A 21,002-nucleotide genomic window follows, 5' to 3' on the forward strand; every position below is an offset into this window, starting at 1 on the left:
AAACAAGTTTGAATAAAGCATTGAAACGTACCGTGTTTAGAGGCAAATGAAGAGTCTTGTGTTTGCGATAACACGTTAAGCAAGGTCGTTTTAGTAGTTAAGCCATAGCGTCAACGGTTTGATGGTTGAATATGCATCAGAAGCCGTCAAACAGCTATTCACTGATCTTTTATTGATAAAGATTCAACAAAAAAAGAGGAATTACCCATGGCAAAGGCCAAGTTTGAACGCAACAAGCCACACGTCAACGTCGGCACCATCGGACACGTTGACCACGGTAAAACAACCCTAACCGCCGCTATCGCAACCGTAGCAGCAAAAACCTCAGGCGGCGAAGCAAAAGACTACGCGTCAATTGACTCAGCCCCAGAAGAAAAAGCACGTGGCATCACCATCAACACCTCACACGTAGAGTATGACACCGACACCCGTCACTACGCCCACGTTGACTGCCCAGGTCACGCCGATTATGTTAAAAACATGATCACCGGTGCCGCACAAATGGACGGCGCAATCCTAGTCGTATCAGCAACTGACGGCCCAATGCCACAAACTCGTGAGCACATCTTGCTTTCACGTCAGGTAGGCGTACCATACATCATCGTCTTCATGAACAAATGTGACCTAGTAGACGACGAAGAGCTGCTAGAGCTCGTCGAAATGGAAGTACGTGAACTCCTAAACGACTACGACTTCCCAGGTGACGACACCCCAATCATGAAAGGTAGTGCCACCCAAGCCCTAAAAGGCGACGACGGCAAATACGGCGAACCAGCAGTCGTAGAACTACTAAACACCCTAGACACCTACATCCCAGAGCCAGAGCGTGACATCGACAAAGCATTCCTAATGCCAATCGAAGACGTATTCTCAATCTCAGGTCGTGGTACCGTTGTAACTGGCCGTGTTGAATCAGGTATCGTAAAAGTTGGTGACGAAATCGAAATCGTCGGTATCAAAGATACCCAAAAAACCACCTGTACAGGTGTTGAGATGTTCCGCAAACTACTAGACGAAGGTCGTGCTGGTGAGAACTGTGGTGTACTACTCCGTGGTACCAAGCGTGAAGAAGTCCAACGTGGCCAAGTACTAGCTAAGCCAGGTTCAATCACTCCGCACACCAACTTCGACGCCGAAGTATACGTACTATCAAAAGAAGAAGGTGGTCGTCATACTCCGTTCCTAAACGGCTATCGTCCACAGTTCTACTTCCGTACCACTGACGTAACTGGCGCAATCCAATTACAAGACGGTACAGAAATGGTCATGCCTGGTGACAACGTTGAGATGAGCGTAGAGCTTATCCACCCAATCGCTATGGACAAAGGCCTACGTTTNCAGTTCTACTTCCGTACCACTGACGTAACTGGCGCAATCCAATTACAAGACGGTACAGAAATGGTCATGCCTGGTGACAACGTTGAGATGAGCGTAGAGCTTATCCACCCAATCGCTATGGACAAAGGCCTACGTTTCGCTATCCGTGAAGGTGGCCGTACTGTAGGTGCTGGTGTGGTAGCTAACGTAAAAGACTAAGCGATACTGATCTCAGCGCAAGCTGACACCGAGTATTGAGTAGTGAAAAGCCATCCTTTATAGGGTGGCTTTTTTTTGGGCGCTTATAGAGGGTTATGGGGTTTATTGGAAAGGGGGCGGCATGACTGTAATACAAATTTTGTCAAAAGACACTCAAGACTTTAGGCAAGTGGTGCAAGCGGTAGCTGCTATCGAGTCTATCGTCCAGCCGCAGGATGCGTGGTCGTATCAGGCGATAATTGATTTATTTGAGCAAGACAGTGTCCATCTGCTGATCGCTTATGAGTCAGCAGAGTCGGCTGCAGCCGTGCAAGGTTACTGCCTATATCAAAGCGTCTTTGAACAAGCAGAAATTTTACGCATTGGCACTCATCCTGATTATCAGCGCCGCGGGCTTGCGTCGCAAATTTTTGCGCAGTTACACTTAGCGCTGAGAGATAAACAAGTAGAGAGCCTGCTATTAGAGGTGCGAGCGGACAACGCGCCTGCGATTGCGTTATATAAGCAGCAAGGCTTTGAGGTGATCCATCAGCGTAAAAACTATTACCAGCTAGCCCAGAAGCCAGCTGTCGATGCCCTGATCATGCAGCTGACTTATCGTGATTTTAAATGATTGGTTCATGATTTTAAATGATGGGTAGATGATACGTAATGCGCTTGTTTAGCAATGCAGCTGTGCAACCTTATAGGTCTGCGGGGAGTTTTCTTTTGCAAACGTCGACGTTGGGTTTGTAGTCACTGTCTGCTTTCATGCGCTCAAGCACCTCAATGCGTTCGGTGAGCAGCTCAACCATGACATTGATATTGGCTTGTTGTTTTTTTACTTGTGCCAGTTTTTGCTGTGTGAGGAGTAATTGTAGGTCGATGTCTAATTGGCCATCATAATAAGCATTGAGGCTGTCTCTGATTTCGGTGAGCGTAAAACCGATGGCCTGCGCGCTTTTTATCAGCTCAATACGTTCAACACATTCAGGATGAAACTCAGTATATAGCCGTGAGCCTGCCTGACGTTTGCGCGATCTGAGTAGGCCTAGCTGGTCATAGTGACGCACCGTGTCTTTGGTGGTATTGGCTTTGGCAGCCAGTTTTCCAATTAACAAAAATGAGGTATCAAGTGCCATAATAATCTCAAAAGTGGGGCGCTATTTGCCGCTTTGCCAAGGGTGTGGTGTATCAAGCAGCGAGACTGCTAGCGGTTGGTGGGAGTCACTGTGCCAATGTTCAGCATCACTTACGAGCAAGCTATCTAACTGATGCAAAAAGTCAGCACGAGGTAAGGTGGTGGCGCCCAAGCTCATGAGGTGCTCGTTTGGCAATTGGCAATCGACCAGTGCGACCTGACTTTGCTCGCATAAACGCATTAAACCCCAAAACGCCATCTTGGATGCGTTTGAAGCACGGTGAAACATCGATTCTCCAAAATAAATACCGCCCAGCTTTAGACCATATAGACCGCCAACGAGCGTGCCTTGTTCATCCCAAACTTCGATACTATGAGCAAAGCCTTGGGCGTGTAGCTTGCCATAAGCGTCGATCATCTCTTGATGAATCCAAGTATGCTCGCCTTCAGGCAGACCATTGCTACGCGGTAAGCTACAAGCATGGATGACTTCGTCAAACGCTTGATTGAGGGTGAGTTGCCAGCGCTCTTTTTTGGCCTGACGGCGCAAAGACTTACTGGGTATATATTCAGCCGGCACCATGACGCAGCGCGGCTCAGGACACCACCACGCGATAGGCTCGTCTTCATTAAACCAAGGAAACAGCCCCTGCGCATAAGCAGAGATGAGCGTCTCGGAGGCCAAATCACCACCCAGCGCCACGATGCCGATGCCATCAGGGTCGATGGTGGTGGGGTTGGGAAAGTCATAACGCCCAAGACTTTTTAGGGTCTCAGGCGTGATGGGATTATGGTTTTGTTGCCAAAGATGACTCATTTAGGCTTCTTTATCAGCAGTCAATGTCGAGGCGTAGGTATGGTCAGAAGCATCTGCCTCACCGATGGCATCGAGATATTTTTCTGCATCAAGGGCGGCCATACAGCCGGTACCTGCTGAGGTAATGGCTTGACGATAGACGTGATCGGCGACATCACCTGCCGCAAATACCCCTTCGACACTGGTCTGGGTGGCGTTACCATTTAGGCCGCTATTGACGACAAGATAGCCGTCTTTCATAGCTAGCTGACCTTTGAATAGGTCAGTGTTTGGCTTATGACCAATGGCGACGAACATGCCCATTGCATCCAGTTGTTTGGTGCTGCCATCGACGGTAGATTCGATCAACACCCCATTGACACCCATGTCGTCACCAACCACTTCTTTGACTTGATGGTTCCACTCAATTTTGATATTACCGTTTTTGGCTTTTTCAAACAGCTTGTCTTGCAGGATTTTCTCGGAGCGCAAGCTGTCGCGGCGATGCACCAAGGTCACCTCAGAGGCGATGTTTGATAGGTATAAAGCTTCTTCGACCGCGGTATTGCCGCCGCCGATGACCGCGACTTTTTGGTCTTTATAAAAGAAACCATCACAAGTAGCACAAGCAGATACGCCAAGACCTCTAAATTTGGTCTCTGACTCCAAGCCCAAATACTGCGCCGAAGCGCCCGTTGAGATGATAAGCGCATCACACGTGTAGCTGCCATTGTTGCCCGTCAATTGAAACGGACGTTCGTTTAGATTGACGTCATTGATATGATCATAGACCAACTCGGTACCGAAACGCTCGGCATGTGTCTTCATACGTTCCATCAACGCAGGACCTGTCAAATCGTACGCATCGCCTGGCCAGTTATCAACCTCTGTGGTGGTGGTCAGCTGTCCGCCAACTTCCATCCCCGTGATCATGACAGGCTTTAGGTTAGCGCGCGCAGCATAGACAGCCGCGGCATAACCGGCAGGGCCTGAGCCTAAAATAATGAGCTTTTCGTGACGTGGGGCAGTAGTGTCAGTTGCCATGAGTTGTTCCTTGCTAAATATACGAATTAAAAATATACGAATTAAAAATGTAAGTTATAAATATAATAAAAGACGAATATCAAAAATGACTACAAATATGCTTCTTCTAATTGCTATGTGATAATAACATAAGGGCAGTTGGCAAAAAGTGCAAGTTTGCTAAAGCAAACATGGGTATCATTACAATCAAAGCATCAAACCCTTGAATTCTAGGGTGCTAAAGGTAGGCGCTAATCGGCCAAGTCTTTATCAAATCCGGTGTAATGGTGATGATAAAGGTGTATTGTTTTATTTTCTTAAGAAGACTGTCGCCACTGTACCTATGTATTTGTTATTATAAGAAGTTATGCCAAGCGCAGTAAGGGCTAAGTGATCTTGTCATCTATTTTGATAACCGCACTTATAATTGTTTTATACAAGTAGCCATTGCCGCTGCGCTCGGTATCTTGGTACAGGTTGATCGGTACCGTTTATGTCAGCACTTTATGCCAGCATGGTTAGCGTTAATCATGGGCTGGCGACCATTTAGTATTATTAACAAGGCAGATCTTACGTGATATCAGCACCGCTAATTGAGTATTTAAAAAAAGGAATATTTACCCTGCTTGGGTTAATACTGACCGTTTATCTGTTTGTCATTTTGATGACGTATACGGGTAATGACCCTAGCTGGTCGCATATCAGCAGCGATATGACCACGATCAACAATATGGGCGGTAAAACTGGTGCATGGTTGTCAGATTTGCTGTATCGGTTTTTTGGTTTTGGCGCGTGGTGGCTACTGGCGTTTATGGTCTATGAGTCCATCTTGATTTGGTGGGACAATAAGCCAACATTTTGGCTGATGCGCTTGGTCGCTTATGTGTTTTTGTTATTAAGTGCCAGTGCACTGTTTGCTCAATTGGTCGCGCTGGTGCAGCAGGTTGCAGATCCTGTGGCCACTGAACTAGAAGGCGTGGCCGGCGGTATCATCGGCCTTGAGCTTCAAGCTCGTTTGGCGCAGCTATTATCGCAGTGGGGGAGTGTGGTGTTTTTGACCGTGTTTGTCACCATCACTGCAACCTTTGCGTTTAATATTCACTGGCTGAGCATTTATCAAAAAATTACCACGCTGGCTTGGCTTGGCTCAGGGGTCAAAAACAAAGAGGCGACCGCTGTTGATGACCAAGCGGGCAAGCAGTACAGCGCTGCTGGGTATAGTGATGACCAACAGGCGCTCAAAACACCAGCAGCATCAGAGCACGAGCAGCTAGCATTAGAGCTGCCCACTGCTGATGCTACGGATGGCGCACAGTCTGCGGATAAAAGTGGCCGATTTGGCAATGTGTTGTCCGAGTTTTTGACCACATCAGGACTGGCTGATAGTGTCAAAGCCTCGGTGGCTGCCGCGACACAAGCTGCAAAAGCGACTACATCGCCTGACAGCGTAGCGCCGCCTGCCATGCCAACGCAGTCGAGCGCCGAGCTGCAAAGCCCCGTAGCCGCTGCTAAAAGTGGCGCGGTCAGTGCCAGCGATGCAGCCGCGGCGACGGCCACCCCTGTGATGACTCGCAAAGTAGAGCCAAGCTTTGCATGGAATGATGCGAGCACGGTGGATGATTTATTGGCCAGCGAGCAGTCGCACTACCATACTGATGGTAGCTTTGTTGCTGGTGATAGCTATGTTAATGGCGATAGCTATATGGCAGATACGACCGACGATATCTCTGAGACTGCATCTACCGTATCCGCCTCTTATGACAATAGTAATGAAACGCTAGATAGTGAGGCGACCTCTGTGACGTCAGCTATAGAGACTCCCGATACTGATGATACGGCCACTGACGATGTCGATACCTTGGCTGAGGCGTGGTTGGCAGAACACGCAGAGACGCTCACCCCTGCTACTGCAGCAGTCGATGACGTCGTATATAAGGAATCGACGTCAGATGCTGCCGCGCCCAGCTCCGTATCTATGGAGAGTCCGGCAGCTGGTAGACCAGCGGCAGAGGCAAGAGAAGCAAACGTATCACATAGCTCAGAGGTAGAGCCTGTCGAGCCATCATTCAGCTCGGCGTCTACCACGCAACCCTCTGCTGTAGAGCCTACCTCAGAGGTCGCTACCTCTATCGCAGACACTGCGGATATGACCCCGACCAACACGCCGCCTGCCAACCCCAAACAAGCACCAACAGTGGCGGCGCTGACACCAGAAACAACCAAGCCTGCGGTGAGCTTTGCGGTACCAGAGGGAGATAGTAGCAATCATATCACCGATATGATGCCAGATGGTGATGCAGAGACAGTTGCAGCCGTCATGCCAGATATCAGTGATGATGCCGCATTTAGTAAAAAGTCACGCTCAATGCAAACAGCGGCATATCGTAATAGCCTCACGCCGATACCTGAGATGTCTATCTTGGACAAGCCAGACCCTGAGCGTAAGCCCAGCTATACCGTCGCAGAGCTTGAGCAATTGTCTGAGTTATTAGAGATTAAGCTGCAGGAGTTCAATGTCAAAGCAAGCGTGGTGAATGCCATACCAGGGCCGGTGGTGACCCGCTTTGAAGTCGAGTTGGCACCAGGCGTCAAAGCCAGTAAAGTCACGGGTATCTCGCGAGATTTGGCGCGCTCGCTATCGATGGCGTCTTTGCGTGTGGTCGAGGTGATCCCAGGCAAGCCTTATATCGGTATCGAAGTACCCAATAAAAAACGCGAAATGGTGCGTCTGATTGAGCTGCTTAATACGGAAACATACAAAGACCCTAAAGCGCAGGTTAGCATGGCGATGGGTAAAGATATCGGTGGCAATCCGATCATCACCGATCTTGCACGGGCGCCGCACATGCTGGTCGCCGGCACCACAGGCTCTGGTAAGTCGGTACTGGTCAACTCCATGCTACTGTCCATGCTCCTCAAATATACCCCCAATGAGCTGCGCCTGATTTTGATTGACCCAAAGCAGCTTGAGCTTGCCAACTACAATGATATCCCGCATCTGCTGACGCCAGTGGTCACTGACATGACTGAAGCGGCCAGTAGCCTCTCGTGGTGCGTGGCGGAGATGGAGCGCCGTTATCAGCTCATGAGCCTGCTGAAGGTACGTAAGCTGGGCGAATTTAACAAAAAAGTCGCCGCCGCCGAAAAAGCAGGCAAGCCTATTATCGATCCGCTATGGCGACCCAACGACAGCGTCAGTATGAGCCAAGCGCCTAAGCTCAAGACATTACCGATGATTGTGATTGTCGCAGATGAGTTTGCTGATATGATTATGCAGGTCGGTAAACAGGCCGAAGAGCTGATCACGCGGTTGGCACAAAAGTCACGCGCGGCTGGTATTCATTTGATGCTCGCCACTCAGCGCCCGTCAGTCGACGTCATTACCGGTTTGATCAAAGCCAATATTCCAGTGCGAGCCGCCCTCCGTGTGAACTCAAAGGTCGATTCGCGTACCATCTTGGATAGCGGCGGTGCAGAGGATATGCTGGGCAACGGCGATATGCTGTTTTTAGGGCCAGGCCAGATTGAGCCGGATCGTGTGCATGGCGCTTACGTCAGTGACGAAGAGGTCAACCGTGTCTGTGACGCATGGCGTGAGCGCGGCGCACCCGACTATATTGACAACATGGCGGGGAACTTTGAGCTGTCTAGCCCTGGCGGCGGTAGTACTGGCAATGCATCGGGTGAAGACGACGACTTATACGATGAGGCAGTCGCCTTTATTATGGAAACGCGCAAAGTATCAGCCTCTAGTATTCAGCGTAAATTTAGTATCGGCTATAACCGCGCCGCTCGTATTGTCGACTCCATGGAGGAGGCTGGGCTAGTCAGCTCGATGGGCAAAAGCGGCAAGCGTGAGCTGTTGATGTGACAAAAAGCGAGTTTGATTGAGTGACAAAAAGCGAGTTACAGTAAGTAGCTCGCTTTTTTTATGAGCGTTGTTTGCCATCACAACGTACAAATTTGCCGTCCTAAAATAGATGACATGATAGATTCAGTAGATCAGGCCGCCCTGCATATATAGACATCAGATATGGAGTAAACACAGCAGTGTCGATAAGGTGGTTACTATTGAAGCGATGAAACCGATATACTAAAAGTGATAAATAACTTAAGAACAAGGAAGCTCGGTTATGTTTAAAGAATACACCCAGTATGATGCGATAGCGCTAGCGGCATTGGTCAATGCCGGAGAGGTCAGCGCCAGAGAGCTGCTGGATGCGGCTGTCTATCAAGCCAATAAGCTCAACCCTAAGCTAAATGCCATCATTCATCGTTTTGATGAGCGTGCCTATCACGCAGCAGCGCAAGGCCTACCGGCAGGCGCGTTTACAGGCGTGCCTTACTTGCTCAAAGATTTGTCGTTTAGCTTTGAGGGAGAGCCTGTCACGATGGGCAGCCGTAGTGTCAATATTGTCTCAAAAGACGACAGCGAAATCGTCAAGCGTATGAAAGCCACTGGCGTCAATACCTTTGGCAAGACCAATACCCCTGAGTTTGGGTTGATCATCACCACCGAGCCCAAGGCGCATGGCGCAACGCATAATCCCTTTAAAAAAAGCTACAGTGCTGGTGGCTCCTCAGGCGGTAGTGCAGCGGCGGTGGCAAGCGGTATTGTACCGATGGCAGGCGCTGGTGATGGTGGCGGCTCGATACGCTTTCCTGCGGCGTGGTGCGGCGCGTTTGGCTTAAAGCCTAGCCGTGGCCGTAACCCCATGGGCCCGACATTTGGGGAAGGCTGGGAAGGCGCTGTCGCCGATCATGTGATTACCCGCTCCGTTCGCGATAGTGCCGCGATGCTCGATGCCACCAGTGGCGCTGAGATTGGCGCGCCCTTTATCATTGCGCCGCCAGAGGGGTCGTTTTTGCAGGCTGCGATGCGCGCACCGCGGCAGCTGACCATTGCGCTACATCAGCAGCCACTGATCGCAGGTACGGTGGTGGACAAGGAAGTGCTGGCGGTCCTTGAACAAACCGCCAAGCAGTTAGAGACCATGGGGCATCGCGTGGTGCCTGCCGAGCCTAACATCAATATCGAGCAATTTTGGCATGATTTTATGGTTGTGGTGTGCGCCCATACAGCATTTACCATCGATAATATTGAGCGTGATTTTGGGTCGCAGCATATCAAAAAACTAGAGCCACAAACCTACAATATGGCGCTTTTGGGTCGTTCATTATCAGCGGTAGACTTGGCGCATGCCAAACACGGCTGGCATCACAGTCAATATCAGACAGGCTTATTACTAGAAGAGTACGATATGATTTTGTGTCCGACCGTACCGACACCAGCGGTCAAGCATGGCGTACTACCGCCTAGCCGTATGGATGAGATGCTGATGCGTAGCGCAGAGCTGCTTAATAAAGGCATAGATATGGGGAAATACGCCTTTAGCTCAGGCATGATAGAAAAGCTGAGCCAGCCTGTGCTGAGTAAGATGGCTTTTACCTTACTAGCTAATGTCACAGGTTTGCCCGCGATGTCACTGCCGGTAGGCATGAGCAAAAAAGGCTTGCCGATTGGTATGCAGCTGATCGGACGGATGAATGATGAGGCGACGTTGTTTAGTATCGCAGGTGAGATGGAGCGTGCAGGGCTGTTTACGAAGTCAGCGTTTGAGAAGTAGCTCAAGCTATTCAAAACAACGTCGTCAAAACGCAGCAGCTAAGACACCTTAGTCGAAGCGATAAATATCCATACCTAAGCTATGGTGCGCCATGCTTTGATGTATCACTGAGACGCGCTGGCCGGCACCCAAAGCAAAAAACAGCGGCAACAGATGCTCATCACTAGGATGGATGTCTTTATAATTGGGATAACGCTGCCAATCAAGAGCGCTTGGAATGTCGGTTTTGAGCTGCTTGAGTAGCCATATTTTAAAACTATTGGCGCTCTGATCGATGCTGTCCGCCTGCCAGCGCAGGGCTTGCAAGTTATGAGTGATATTGCCTGAGCCGATGATCAGTATCTGCTCATCACGCAAACGCGCCAGCTGCGCCCCTAACTGATAGCAGGCGAGACTGTCATAATGCTGCGGCAAAGAAATCTGTACGATCGGAATAGTGGCTTCTGGATACAGATGTTTGAGCGGCGCCCAGACGCCATGATCAGAGGCGCGCATGGGGTTTAGTCTGCAGGTAATACCGCGCGCGCTGAGCTGCTGCGCAAGCGACTCGGCAAGCAGCGGATGACCTGCGGCAGGGTATTGTATCTCATACAGCTCAGCGCCAAACCCAGAAAAATCATGCCAAGTCTTTGGCTGAGGATTGCTGCTGATCTCAAGCTTTGCTGATTGCCAATGTGCCGACATAATAACGATGGCACGCGGCACAGGCAGGTTTTGGCCGATACGCGCCAAGGCACTGGTCGTCGCTGACTGCTCTGTGGCTAGGCTTGGCGCGCCGTGCGAGACAAATAGCGCAGGCAGCTTTGCGTGCTTAGAGAGGGTAGAAGTATCGGGCCACGCATCAGCGGCACTAATGGGCGCTGACGTGTGGCTGCCTGATGGTTGCTGCTCGGCGCTCGGCGCCATAGCAGTAAGTGCTGTGTTTTTTGGATGAGTCATGTAGCGTTTATTAGGGCTTGCAGCGATATTTCAATCCTGCCTGTCTGTTATCTTACCAAAAGCCTGATCTGTCTTGTGAGCATTTAGTTGCCACGGTGATAGGGGTGGTTGTGATTGATGCTCATGGCGCGGTAGAGCTGCTCCATCAATACCACGCGTACCAGTGGATGCGGCAGTGTCAGCGCCGATAGTGACCATTTGACATCGGCCTTTGCCAACACTTCTGGCGACACGCCATCAGCGCCGCCAATGACCAGTGCGATATCATCGCCTTGCTGCATCGAGTCTGCCAGTTTTTCCGCCAGCCCTTCTGTCGAGAGCATCTTACCTTTGACCTCTAATACCCATAGCTGCTCGCGGCTGGATGCTTGGTGAGCGGCCAATATGGCTTGTCCTTCTTGCTCGCGGTACTGAGCGAGGTTGGATTTAGAAGGGTTCTTTGCCCGCTTTGCCGCCGCTATCTCGACAATCTCAGTACTGAGCATGGGCTGAATACGTTTAAAGTACTCATCAAAACCAGTTTGTACCCATTTTGGCATCTTAGTGCCCACGGTCAAGATTCTTACCTTCATATGATGTACCACTTCGATAATTAAAAAATATAACAAAACAGAATGTAACAAAAGAATTCTACGCTTAAGATATTGTAACAAACAAGCCTTTTACCTCGTATTTTTTTGTGCTTTACTAGCGTTTGATAAACAGTTGTTCTTTCTATTTGTTTTTTAGTTCTCACTTATGTGACTACACATTCAGGTAGACCGTTTTTAACGAAAGGAGTCGTTTATGAACCGTATTACAGCCAGTACGCTCACCCTTATGGCAGGAGCCTTATTGCCCCTATCTGCGCAAGCAGCCTCACTAGATGGTACACAGTGGCAAACCATCGATGATAAGACAGGGGAGAAAAAAGCCATCATTCAGCTAAACGAAAGAGGTGGTAAGGTTTCAGGTAAAATTATTAAAGTGCTTAATAAAGAAAAAGCCAAAGCCGTCTGTACTAAATGTCCTGGTAATCTTAAAAACCAGCCAGTGGAAGGCTTGCAGATTTTGACCGGTCTCAAGGCAGAGGGCAACAACCAATGGAGCGACGGTAAGCTGGTCGATCCTGAGTCTGGCAAAGTGTATTCAGGAAAAATCACCTTAAGTGACAATGGTCAAAGTCTTGATCTGCGCGGTTATGTCGGCACGCCATTGTTTGGCCGCTCACAGACGTGGCAACGCATCAAATAGAATGCTTACTGCATTAGTCATCTCAAAATCAGTCACTTCAAAACCCCTCACATCAAAGGCTTAATGGTTTGCGAGATATTGTTTTCTTTGCCGTGCGTGTCATCTGTAGGTTTGGGGATAATGGTCAGCTTGGCGTCAGACTCAAAGACCACCGCTTCGACATCATCAAAGCTGTTGATACCTTGAGAGCGCATCGCACATTCTATCTCTTGACGGGTCAGGCGCTCAGACCGCATGGCATCTGGCAAAAACTGGCCTTGATAAAAGACGATACGCGGCTCTGATAAAATAAAGTTGCTAAACTGCGGTGATACCGAGGCGTATTTGGTGACCAAAAACTGCAACAGATAAAGCACCAATATCGAGGAGACCCCTTCGATAAACGGAACGTCTTTGAGCAAGATGGTGCTGGCACCCAGAGACCCGATCATCACCGTGACGATCCAATCGAAGTTGTTGAGCTGCGAGGTGGAGCGTTTGCCTGAGACTTTGGTCACCAGTACGATTAAGACGTACACCATGACGCTCGTCAACACGATACGGCCAAGCTTGTCTATATTGTCAAAAAAAATCATGTCCATAAAGCTAGCTCCTATTGAAAATACCAAAGCAAGTCGCTTAACACTGTAGGCGTTTACCTTAGCCTAACGGATTTTGTTCAGCAATAGAAAAAAACTTTGTAGCACCGTGTATAGTCAGCGTTTTTTAAGGCACTCATATAGTCAATCCTAAATAAATTGACAGGCAGGATAGCAGGTGCCACGCCGTCATATTTTACGGGTATTTATTTTGCATAGCATCTATCGGCGTAGGCTCAGCATGTCATCGTGTTTTAAGTGAACAGAATCCTGTCGGGTCGTTTAGGGTTTTAGAGCATCTTATAGGGTTTTGGGCGCAGGATCGAGTAGGCGGTTAAATGCCCAGATGCTGATGCGCGCGCTGACCAGTGACAGCACTACGATCATCACTAGCGCAGAGAGTAAGGGTAATGGCTGCTGCTTGGCCATCGCCAGCAAAACCTCACGGCTGATATCGTCAAACAGCAAAAACCATAACGCTAAAAAATACAGCCCCGTCAATAGCCAGACGACCATGATACCGCCCAGCATCAAGCGGTTGACTTCGTCTTTGTAAAGAGCGCGCTTCTGATGTTTAACAAACTTGCTGACTGCGATATAGGCTGCAAGGATGATGGATAGGACGGTGACCAGCTGTGCATTTAATGCCAGTTTGGTCTGAATCAGCATAAATAGAGCGCTGGCCAGTACATAACCGATCGCAAAGTATCCAATGTATGGCGGCAGCTGAGGCTGAGTGCCCGCGCGTGTTGTGGCCAGTCCGTGAGGGTCGGTAGCGGGGCTGGGTTTATTGAGATTGGTGGTTTTGCGTGACATAAGCGCGCCTTATTCAGATAAAAAAGAGAGTCGCCGTATTAGGGTGTGTCTTCAATTCATTCGATAGTTATAGTCGATACACTCTAAAAATGTCATAGCGCTACTGGGATGAATTTTGTGCAGCCTCTGGGAACGCAGCACGCAAGTAAAATTTATATCAGTAGCGCGTTTAAATCCATAACAGTTTTACATTCAGCTAACTATATCTAAATGGGCTAAAAATGGCCAAATTTTGCCAAACATCGTCAAATAGCGGGTTTATATCCCGATATTAACGGCGCTATTTTCCTTGTTTGACCGCAATGTTTGACCGCAATTTATCCCATTTTTATCACCATTTTTGAAACGAAGACACACCCTAGTGCTGCGCGGTCCAGTCCAGCATCGCATCGAGTACGGGTCTTGCCGTATAAGCATTGACCGCTTGCTCGCTATTGATGATACCCACGACCACATAGTCTTGCCCCGATAGGCCTTTGACATAGCCTGCCATAGAGGTGACGTTATTGAGCGTACCTGTCTTAATCCAAGCGCGGCCAATGGCGGCTGACTCAGGCAAGCGGTCACTGTGCGCGCTAATGGTGCCACTGACACCAGCGATGCCGAGCGAGTTGACATAAGCGTCAAAACTTGGGTGATCGTAGGCATAGATTAGCAGCTCGTTTAGGTTGGCCGCGGTGATCGTGCAGTCACGGCACAACCCTGAGCCGTTGGTCAGATATGGCGCAGGCGTGTCTAGATGGTGTTGCCACCACTGGTTGATGGTCTGTAAGGCTACCGGATAGTTAGTGGTTGCAGGTTTGCCAAACTGATAGAGACTCGTCTTGTTGCCTCCTGCTTTTTCTTGTCCTTTTGGCTTGCTAACGGCAGTTTGAGTGGGTGTAGCAGTGTCAGCCGCGGTCGTCTTAGTATCAGATGGCGGGGCGTAAGCGGCAATGGATAATGCCACTTGCTCAGTCATGACGTTGTTTGAAAAATGGTTGATGTCGTGGATTTGCTGAGCCAAGTTTAACGACGGATAGCTGACCTGTGGCAGCGGTGACATCGGTAGCGCACGCAAACCTGTTTTTGGCTGTTTATGAGATGACGCATTATAGGGCGTCTCGCGGCTGAGCACATCGCCTGTCAGGGTATTGCCCAGTGCTTGCCATTTGACCTTAATGACCCGCGCGGCAAAGTCTTTGGCATCAGGATAAGCCACATAAAACGCGTGCTCTTGACAGCTATTTGGCAAGTTTTGATGAAACACCAGTTGGCTGGCTTGCCATACTGGCGCAAGGCTATATCGCGCCTGTCCACAGCTCGCTGAGCGAGTGGTTATGGTGGTGGGCAATTGATAATCGGCCAGCTGCGGTGTGTAGGTGAGTCGCGCGCGGTCAGTGTCCAGCGGATAGCTTTTGATACCGATGGTACTAAAATTGACCAAAAAACCATCAGGACTTGCGTTATAAGGACGCAACGGTGCGTTGTCAAAGGCGGCAGGGTCTTTGCCCACCTTATCAAACACTGCGCTGTCGACGATGATATCACCATCGATATGACGAATACCTGAGGCTTGCACGTGATAGAGCAGCTGCTGTAGGCGCTCATGCGTCATTTTTGGGTCGCCGCTGCCTTGTAGCACCAAGTCGCCATACAGGCGCTCGCCGATGATCACGCCAGTATGATAGACGCGGGTATGCCAGACAAAATCCGCCCCAAGTGTATCTAGCGCGATAAAGCTCGGTACCAGCTTCATGGTGCTGGCAGGGGTGCGCGCTACCTGAGCTTGATGACTCAGTAAGGGTGAAAAAACTATCTTGGTCGTTGTATGTGCGGTGCTTTTTTGCTCGACATCCGCGCCGTCATTGACGCTACTATCGTCGGTGCTACTGTCTTGGCTTGTTTGCATTTTAGCGTTTGGCCACTTGGCCTCTGACGGTAGGGTAGGAATGCTCTCTAAGCTTTGATAAGTAGAAGGGTCGTCGGTATAAGCGTGTAGCTGCCGCTCATGCTTTTGGATGGTTTGTTTTTCTATGGTCACAAGCGCGCTTTGATAACTGGCAGCGTTGTTTGAGCGCTCTGCTGGATGCTGGCTGTCGGTGATTTTGATAGGCGCTGGTAAGCGACTGGCGTTTTTGTCGCCCACTGGCGTGATGATGATACTGATGTCGGCGGCGCTCAAATCTGCACGTGACAAGGCGGTTTGGATGGCCTCTGGTAGCGCCGCTTGGGCAACAAGCGGTGCCGTCAGCGCAGTGGCCAATAATGCTTGTCTGACCAAGTGCGTGACCAAGCGCCTGCCAAGTCGATGCAGTCGTAACGGCGCAACCGCAGCGTGCGGCGGCGTATCAAAGGCAGAAGGCTTGTCATGATAATGGGGGGTAGAAGTGGATTGCATGAGTATCGTTCATCAGGTAGCAAAAATAGCCTATGGTATCATGAGTTCCGCTTGTCGCGTAGATGGGGCGTGTTGATTATCAAGGGCATGTATCAGTCTAGCGCACATGCAAAAACGCCATGGCGGTCATGGTGGCATCATTATAGGCGTCATGAGCACCCAAATCAGGAATCTGATAATGCGCTAAGATGTTGGTCAGCTGCTGCGCTTGGCTGGAGAGCCCTTGGGTTTGACCACTCATACGCCGACTGTATAAGTGCCGAATATCGATGATTTTATTGGGCAAGGTGGTGCCCATGTAGTCTTTTACCAATGGGTTTAAAAACCCCATATCGATCTGCGGACAAAACCCCACAATCGGACGGTTGCCGATAAAGGGCAGTAGCCGCGCCAGCATCTCATCATAGCTCATACCATGCTCGACATCAGCGGTACGTAGACCATGGATTACGATGGTGTCGCGGTCAGGCATGACGGGCGGGCGACAGACCAGATGGATGCCATTGCCCGTATCGATGCTAGAGCCATCGATATGAATCGCGGCCACCGATAGTAGGTGGTGCTTTTTGGGGTTTAGCCCCGTCATCTCACAGTCGAGCGCCACCCACCGCTCAGTGGCAGGTTGATCAAACATCGCCGCCAGCTCAGGCCGCTGCAGCTGCATTTTTTGCCATTTGCATGATAGTTGGGTCAGCCAGCTCATATTCTCTCTTTGCTGCTTTGCGCCGCTCTAGGCGATCTCTAATTGATAATGCTGCCGCAGCTGGTTTTTAAAGCTTTTGACAACAGCCAAACATTCTTTTAATAAATCACGCTCAAGCGCGGTCAGCGTCATGGGGTTGACCTGCCGTGCATGTTTGTCATCGGTCGAGAGCGCCACAGAGAGTCGCTGCGCCATAAAAAACTCCAGCGCTTCTAACAGCGTGTCAGCCCGCTCTTGGGTCAGTGCGCCCACCTCGACCAAGGCTTTTAGGCGGTTTTTACTGCTAGGGACGGCCAAGATGTCGTTTTCTAGAGCGAGGGCGCGAATACCATGTACTAACGGAAAAATCCCTGCTTTTTTTAGATCGATATCTTGCGAGGCGCTTTTACCTGCTAATAATGGCACAAACTTTTGCCACCATTGATGGACATCGCCAAACTGTAGCGCTGCCCGCGCAAACTGGCGCACAAACATAGGGTCTGAGCGTCTATGCGCGGCCTTGAGGTGCTGACGAACGTGCTGCAAGAGCGTCTCATCACCGCAGACGTATTCGCCATCGAGAATGGCAGACAAGTAGATGGCGTGCATGGGATCGGTGTTTTTAAACCATGAGCTGATTTGGGCATTAAACTGTTGTAATGGTTGTCGCCACATCGGGTTGGTCATCATGATATTGCCGTCGCACAGCGGATAGCCAAGTTGCGCCAGCCGCTCATTAAAGCGCGCAGCAAACTGCGGTAGATCCGGATGAGTATAGCCATCACGGATGATCAGTGCATTGTCTTGGTCGGTGCGCATGATTTGCTCGCCGCGACCCTCGGAGCCCATGACGATAAGACAGGTGTGGCTCATCACCTCATCAGGAACGAGCAGCTGCCACAGCTTGGTAAATACCTGAGCGTTTAAGGTCTGTACCATGCGGCTGATGTTACCGATTTTTACCCCGTTTTGGTGCTGGGCGCGGATATAGCGTCCTATCCTCTCGACGGCCGTGTCCAAACTGCTAAAATCTTGGGCTTGCTCGATTTGAATACTGATGAGCTGCGAGTGGTGGCTGATGTGCGCGAGCATGTCGCTTTGACCAAGCACACCTGCTACCGCACCATGGTGATCGATGACCGGCAAGCGATGAATACGGTAGCGCGTCATAGTCAGCAGCGCATCACCGATCTCATCGCTCGCCTTGATGGTACGTAGGTTAAAGTTAGTATAACGCTGGCATGGCGTGGTGGTAGGATCTCTCTGCTCACTGACCGCGCGGCAAATATCGGTATCGGTCAAGATGCCCAATGTCTCATCGATGCCATGTTGCGCGTTTGCTATGGCTAGTCGATGCGCAGGTGCTCGCACCAGTACGTGCTTTAATCCAGCATCCGTCATCGTGCGCGCCGCTTCATGTAGGCTGGTATCAGCATCGACGATATGTACAGGCAGTAAACGAACAGCGATGACCGGCTGCAGCATGATCTGCTGTACTTCTTGCTGGTCATCGTAGGCGGCATGGACAGCAGATTTACGATTGCGGCGCTGCTGCAGGGCTTTTAGCCGCTCAGGCAGTTTGTCAGAGAGCATTTGCCGCACCAGATGATTTTGTGCGCTGATTTTATCGACCGCTGCACCCTTAACTTGTAGCAGTAACGTGTCCTCGGTGGCGCGAAACTGATAACGCTGTCTGTCTTCGTCCGTCAGCTGCGCATCTGAGGCGGCTGATAGCTGCGGCGCATTAGAAGACTCAGGCAAGCGGCGGCTGTCAAACCAGTCGTTGTTATTGGGCTCATCTGAGTGATTGCTACCCAAGTAGGCCGCGACAAAATGACCTGCCAATAACTGCTCAATCTGGCCTTTGATGACCACATATAAGTATGACATCTCGTCTGCAGACAGGCTTTCGCCTTTGGCAAGGTAGCGGATTTTGGTGTGTTTTCTGATGCTTTGGCGCTCAGCCAAGCTCAGCACATCAAAAGGCGGCTGGGTAAAATCAAGATTGGGCATGGCATCATCCTTGATGGCATCGTTGCGACAGTCTATTTTACTATAGCACTATTTAACCAAAAAACCTTTAATAACCAGCATCCTATCATGGTTATTAAAGGGTGTTGATGGCTATAAAAACAGCCGCTCTGTGTATCACTCAGGCTAAGGAAAATGGGGCTGCTTGCCGGTTTTACACCTCAAGCAACGCCCGAATACGGCGGATGGCTTCGCGGCTTTCTTCTACACTGGCCACCAGCGCGATACGCACATACCCTTGCCCGGGGTTGTGCCCAGCGACCTCACGCGACAGATAGCGCCCTGCTAAGGCATGGATATTGGCCTGCTCATACAGCGCTTTGACAAAGACTTCATCATCACCATCGAACTGCTCAGGGACTTTGACCCAAAAGTAAAAGCCAGCCTCAGGCATACGTAGCGATAATACATCGCCAAGCTCTGCCATCCATAGCGCAAATTTTTCTTGATACAGCGCGCGGTTGTGCGCCACGTGTTTTTCGTCTTGCCACGCGGCGATAGAGGCCAGCTGATGCGGTATTGGCATCGCACAGCCTTGATAGGTGCGATATTGCAAATAGGCCTGCAAAATCTCAGCGTCGCCAGCGACAAACCCTGAGCGTAAGCCCGGTAGGTTGGAGCGCTTGGATAACGAATGAAAGATGATACCGTTTTTAAAGTCATGTCGACCGAGCGCGGCGCACGCTTGTAGCAGGCCTATCGGTGCTGTATCAAAATACAGCTCGCTATAGCACTCGTCGCTGGCAATGATAAACCCATACTGATCTGATAAGCGCAGCAGATATTCCCAATCTTCCATCGTCATCACCGAGCCTGTCGGGTTGTTGGGGCTACAGACAAAAAGTAGCTGCGTGCGCGCCCACACATCTGTTGGCACTGCCCGATAGTTACCCTTAAAATCATTATCCGCAGTACAAGGCACAAAGTACGGCGTCGCCTGCGCCAATATCGCCGCACCCTCATAGATCTGATAAAACGGATTGGGCATGATGACAGTCGGGGGTGCGCCAGTTGCCGGTTGTGCGTCATCACACTGATGATCGATGACCGCTTGTACAATGCTAAAAATCGCTTCACGCGTGCCCATCACAGGGAGCACTTGGGTGCGAGGATCGACATGATGCAAAAAGAACCGCCCCTCCAACCAATGCGCGATGGTCTGACGAAGCTCAAACAGACCATTGGTGGTCGGATAAAGGCTTATTTTGTCCAAGTTTTCGTGTAATGCGTCCAAGACGAAGCTCGGTGGCTGATGTTTTGGCTCACCGATGCCTAGCTTTATCGCACTGTAACGGGGGTCTGGTGTGCTATCGGCCAACAAAGCAGCCATCTTGGCAAAAGGATACGGATGCAGGTGTGTTAAGTTGTGATTCATAGGTAGGGTAACTATAATAGACAATTAATAATAAAGTTATAAAAAAAAATTACATTTGAGCAGTGTAGCACTTCTTATATTTTTTGTCTTTTGCTTCTCTTGTCTATAAAGACGCATTTATTGATAACTTTTCATAATAAAAAACAGCGGTCGGCGCGATATGTTGGCTGATAGTAAGGGTAATTTGATATGTCTAGTGTCCTAAATAATGACCAACTTCACGCTAAAGATATCAACAATGACGTTGATAATAGTGTAACGCGTGTCAAATTATACGAGCTGCTACAAGAGCGCGAGCAGTGCTGGTGGCAGACGCGTCAGAATTTGATTAACCTAAAAGAGCGACAGATGTTTTGGTATGGCGAAAACAGCCTGATGATGTGGCTGATGTGGCAGCTGGTCAGCTATGTGCTGGTGGCTATGACGCTAATGCTGCTGAGCCGATTTTTAGACCTCTCGCTACCGCTCTGGCAGTATGTGGGGTTGTTTGTCATTCAGACGGCGATATTTGTCGTCATCTTGATGAGTAAGGGGCGACTCGCCAACAAGCTGCAACAAAAAATCGATAATGATGAGCTGCTCCGCGAGCAGGCGCTCAACGAGATGGCAATACTGGCAGAAGACTGTTTGTACCCTGATGTGCATGCCAAGTCGCCTATTTCGTTAGAGCAGCTGTATGAGGCGTTAGATGGGCGCTTTCATTTAGCCAGCTTACAATGCTTGCTACAAAAAGAAGTCGATGCGGGGCGCTTGATATTGACGCAGACGCAAGTGGAGGCGGAGGTTTTGCCACTAGAACTGGCCGATGATGAGCTAAAAGAGCATGCTCGTGAGATGGTATATAAAAGCACCTTATAAGTGACGCT

Annotated in this window: 17 protein-coding genes; 6 read left to right on the plus strand and 11 right to left on the minus strand. The window is 49.9% G+C overall.

The genetic code is table 11. The features are described 5' to 3' along the window. Positions 1 to 207: 207 nt before the first annotated feature. Both tuf and rimI read left to right on the plus strand, forming a co-directional pair. Positions 208 to 1,536 (plus strand): elongation factor Tu, encoded by a 1,329-nt coding sequence (tuf, locus tag C6W44_RS07420; protein WP_105244854.1) that lies wholly within the window; start codon positions 208 to 210, stop codon positions 1,534 to 1,536. A 121-nt stretch (positions 1,537 to 1,657) separates the two neighbouring features. Then, a complete protein-coding gene (gene rimI, locus C6W44_RS07425; protein ID WP_105244855.1) occupies positions 1,658 to 2,149 on the plus strand; it encodes a ribosomal protein S18-alanine N-acetyltransferase in 492 nt (163 codons plus the stop codon). Positions 2,150 to 2,219: 70 nt separating this feature from the next. Here rimI and C6W44_RS07430 read toward each other — a convergent pair whose 3' ends face one another. From C6W44_RS07430 to trxB, 3 genes are read right to left on the minus strand one after another with little or no spacing between them, the layout of a single operon-like run. Beyond that, on the minus strand, positions 2,220 to 2,657 hold the full coding sequence (locus C6W44_RS07430; protein ID WP_105244856.1) for a MerR family transcriptional regulator: 438 nt from the start codon (positions 2,655 to 2,657) through the stop codon (positions 2,220 to 2,222). Between the two features lie 21 nt (positions 2,658 to 2,678). After that, positions 2,679 to 3,473: a leucyl/phenylalanyl-tRNA--protein transferase gene (gene aat, locus C6W44_RS07435; protein ID WP_105244857.1), complete on the minus strand. Its 795-nt coding sequence runs from the start codon at positions 3,471 to 3,473 to the stop codon at positions 2,679 to 2,681. Then, complete coding sequence (gene trxB, locus C6W44_RS07440) at positions 3,474 to 4,496, minus strand: thioredoxin-disulfide reductase (RefSeq protein ID WP_105244858.1); 1,023 nt, start codon at positions 4,494 to 4,496, stop codon at positions 3,474 to 3,476. A 553-nt stretch (positions 4,497 to 5,049) separates the two neighbouring features. On the opposite strand from trxB, the gene C6W44_RS07445 reads away from it, so the two are divergent. Beyond that, entirely contained in the window at positions 5,050 to 8,346 is a 3,297-nt protein-coding gene (locus tag C6W44_RS07445; RefSeq protein ID WP_105244859.1) for a DNA translocase FtsK 4TM domain-containing protein, read from the plus strand. A 262-nt stretch (positions 8,347 to 8,608) separates the two neighbouring features. Beyond that, positions 8,609 to 10,102, plus strand: coding sequence for an amidase (locus tag C6W44_RS07450; RefSeq protein WP_105244860.1), 1,494 nt, complete (start codon positions 8,609 to 8,611; stop codon positions 10,100 to 10,102). 48 nt (positions 10,103 to 10,150) lie between these two features. Here the strand turns inward: C6W44_RS07450 and C6W44_RS07455 are convergent, their stop codons facing one another. Both C6W44_RS07455 and rlmH read right to left on the minus strand, forming a co-directional pair. Next, positions 10,151 to 11,041: a DODA-type extradiol aromatic ring-opening family dioxygenase gene (locus C6W44_RS07455; RefSeq protein ID WP_105244861.1), complete on the minus strand. Its 891-nt coding sequence runs from the start codon at positions 11,039 to 11,041 to the stop codon at positions 10,151 to 10,153. Between the two features lie 83 nt (positions 11,042 to 11,124). Further along, the gene (rlmH, locus tag C6W44_RS07460; protein WP_105244862.1) at positions 11,125 to 11,613 is read right to left on the minus strand and encodes a 23S rRNA (pseudouridine(1915)-N(3))-methyltransferase RlmH; all 489 of its coding nucleotides are present in this window, start codon (positions 11,611 to 11,613) and stop codon (positions 11,125 to 11,127) included. A 214-nt stretch (positions 11,614 to 11,827) separates the two neighbouring features. Between rlmH and C6W44_RS07465 the strand changes: the two genes are divergently transcribed. Further along, the gene (locus tag C6W44_RS07465) at positions 11,828 to 12,274 is read left to right on the plus strand and encodes a DUF2147 domain-containing protein (protein ID WP_105244863.1); all 447 of its coding nucleotides are present in this window, start codon (positions 11,828 to 11,830) and stop codon (positions 12,272 to 12,274) included. 47 nt (positions 12,275 to 12,321) lie between these two features. Here the strand turns inward: C6W44_RS07465 and C6W44_RS07470 are convergent, their stop codons facing one another. The 6 genes from C6W44_RS07470 to dapC all read right to left on the minus strand — a co-directional run bounded on the left by C6W44_RS07470 (position 12,322) and on the right by dapC (position 20,136). After that, positions 12,322 to 12,855, minus strand: coding sequence for a DUF421 domain-containing protein (locus C6W44_RS07470; RefSeq protein ID WP_105244864.1), 534 nt, complete (start codon positions 12,853 to 12,855; stop codon positions 12,322 to 12,324). Positions 12,856 to 13,152: 297 nt separating this feature from the next. Further along, positions 13,153 to 13,668, minus strand: a complete 516-nt coding sequence (locus tag C6W44_RS07475; protein WP_105244865.1) for an ABZJ_00895 family protein — start codon at positions 13,666 to 13,668, stop codon at positions 13,153 to 13,155. Between the two features lie 358 nt (positions 13,669 to 14,026). Then, positions 14,027 to 16,048: a D-alanyl-D-alanine carboxypeptidase/D-alanyl-D-alanine-endopeptidase gene (locus C6W44_RS07480; protein ID WP_105244866.1), complete on the minus strand. Its 2,022-nt coding sequence runs from the start codon at positions 16,046 to 16,048 to the stop codon at positions 14,027 to 14,029. A gap of 97 nt (positions 16,049 to 16,145) precedes the next feature. Beyond that, entirely contained in the window at positions 16,146 to 16,751 is a 606-nt protein-coding gene (locus C6W44_RS07485; protein WP_105244867.1) for a 3'-5' exonuclease, read from the minus strand. 27 nt (positions 16,752 to 16,778) lie between these two features. Next, the gene (locus C6W44_RS07490; RefSeq protein WP_105244868.1) at positions 16,779 to 18,743 is read right to left on the minus strand and encodes a DUF294 nucleotidyltransferase-like domain-containing protein; all 1,965 of its coding nucleotides are present in this window, start codon (positions 18,741 to 18,743) and stop codon (positions 16,779 to 16,781) included. Between the two features lie 172 nt (positions 18,744 to 18,915). After that, a complete protein-coding gene (dapC, locus tag C6W44_RS07495; RefSeq protein ID WP_105244869.1) occupies positions 18,916 to 20,136 on the minus strand; it encodes a succinyldiaminopimelate transaminase in 1,221 nt (406 codons plus the stop codon). Between the two features lie 189 nt (positions 20,137 to 20,325). On the opposite strand from dapC, the gene C6W44_RS07500 reads away from it, so the two are divergent. After that, positions 20,326 to 20,994 (plus strand): hypothetical protein, encoded by a 669-nt coding sequence (locus C6W44_RS07500; protein ID WP_105244870.1) that lies wholly within the window; start codon positions 20,326 to 20,328, stop codon positions 20,992 to 20,994. The last annotated feature ends 8 nt before the right edge of the window (positions 20,995 to 21,002 follow it).

Source organism: Psychrobacter sp. Marseille-P5312, from assembly GCF_900291405.1.
GTDB lineage: Bacteria > Pseudomonadota > Gammaproteobacteria > Pseudomonadales > Moraxellaceae > Psychrobacter > Psychrobacter celer.

Coding starts and splice junctions, on each gene's coding strand:
- rimI (WP_105244855.1), top strand. CDS start 1,658: ATGACTGTAATACAAATTTTGTCAAAAGACACTCAAGACTTTAGGCAA.
- C6W44_RS07430 (WP_105244856.1), bottom strand. CDS start 2,657: ATGGCACTTGATACCTCATTTTTGTTAATTGGAAAACTGGCTGCCAAA.
- aat (WP_105244857.1), bottom strand. CDS start 3,473: ATGAGTCATCTTTGGCAACAAAACCATAATCCCATCACGCCTGAGACC.
- trxB (WP_105244858.1), bottom strand. CDS start 4,496: ATGGCAACTGACACTACTGCCCCACGTCACGAAAAGCTCATTATTTTA.
- C6W44_RS07450 (WP_105244860.1), top strand. CDS start 8,609: ATGTTTAAAGAATACACCCAGTATGATGCGATAGCGCTAGCGGCATTG.
- C6W44_RS07455 (WP_105244861.1), bottom strand. CDS start 11,041: ATGACTCATCCAAAAAACACAGCACTTACTGCTATGGCGCCGAGCGCC.
- rlmH (WP_105244862.1), bottom strand. CDS start 11,613: ATGAAGGTAAGAATCTTGACCGTGGGCACTAAGATGCCAAAATGGGTA.
- C6W44_RS07465 (WP_105244863.1), top strand. CDS start 11,828: ATGAACCGTATTACAGCCAGTACGCTCACCCTTATGGCAGGAGCCTTA.
- C6W44_RS07470 (WP_105244864.1), bottom strand. CDS start 12,855: ATGGACATGATTTTTTTTGACAATATAGACAAGCTTGGCCGTATCGTG.
- C6W44_RS07475 (WP_105244865.1), bottom strand. CDS start 13,668: ATGTCACGCAAAACCACCAATCTCAATAAACCCAGCCCCGCTACCGAC.
- C6W44_RS07480 (WP_105244866.1), bottom strand. CDS start 16,048: ATGCAATCCACTTCTACCCCCCATTATCATGACAAGCCTTCTGCCTTT.
- C6W44_RS07485 (WP_105244867.1), bottom strand. CDS start 16,751: ATGAGCTGGCTGACCCAACTATCATGCAAATGGCAAAAAATGCAGCTG.
- C6W44_RS07490 (WP_105244868.1), bottom strand. CDS start 18,743: ATGCCCAATCTTGATTTTACCCAGCCGCCTTTTGATGTGCTGAGCTTG.
- dapC (WP_105244869.1), bottom strand. CDS start 20,136: ATGAATCACAACTTAACACACCTGCATCCGTATCCTTTTGCCAAGATG.
- C6W44_RS07500 (WP_105244870.1), top strand. CDS start 20,326: ATGTCTAGTGTCCTAAATAATGACCAACTTCACGCTAAAGATATCAAC.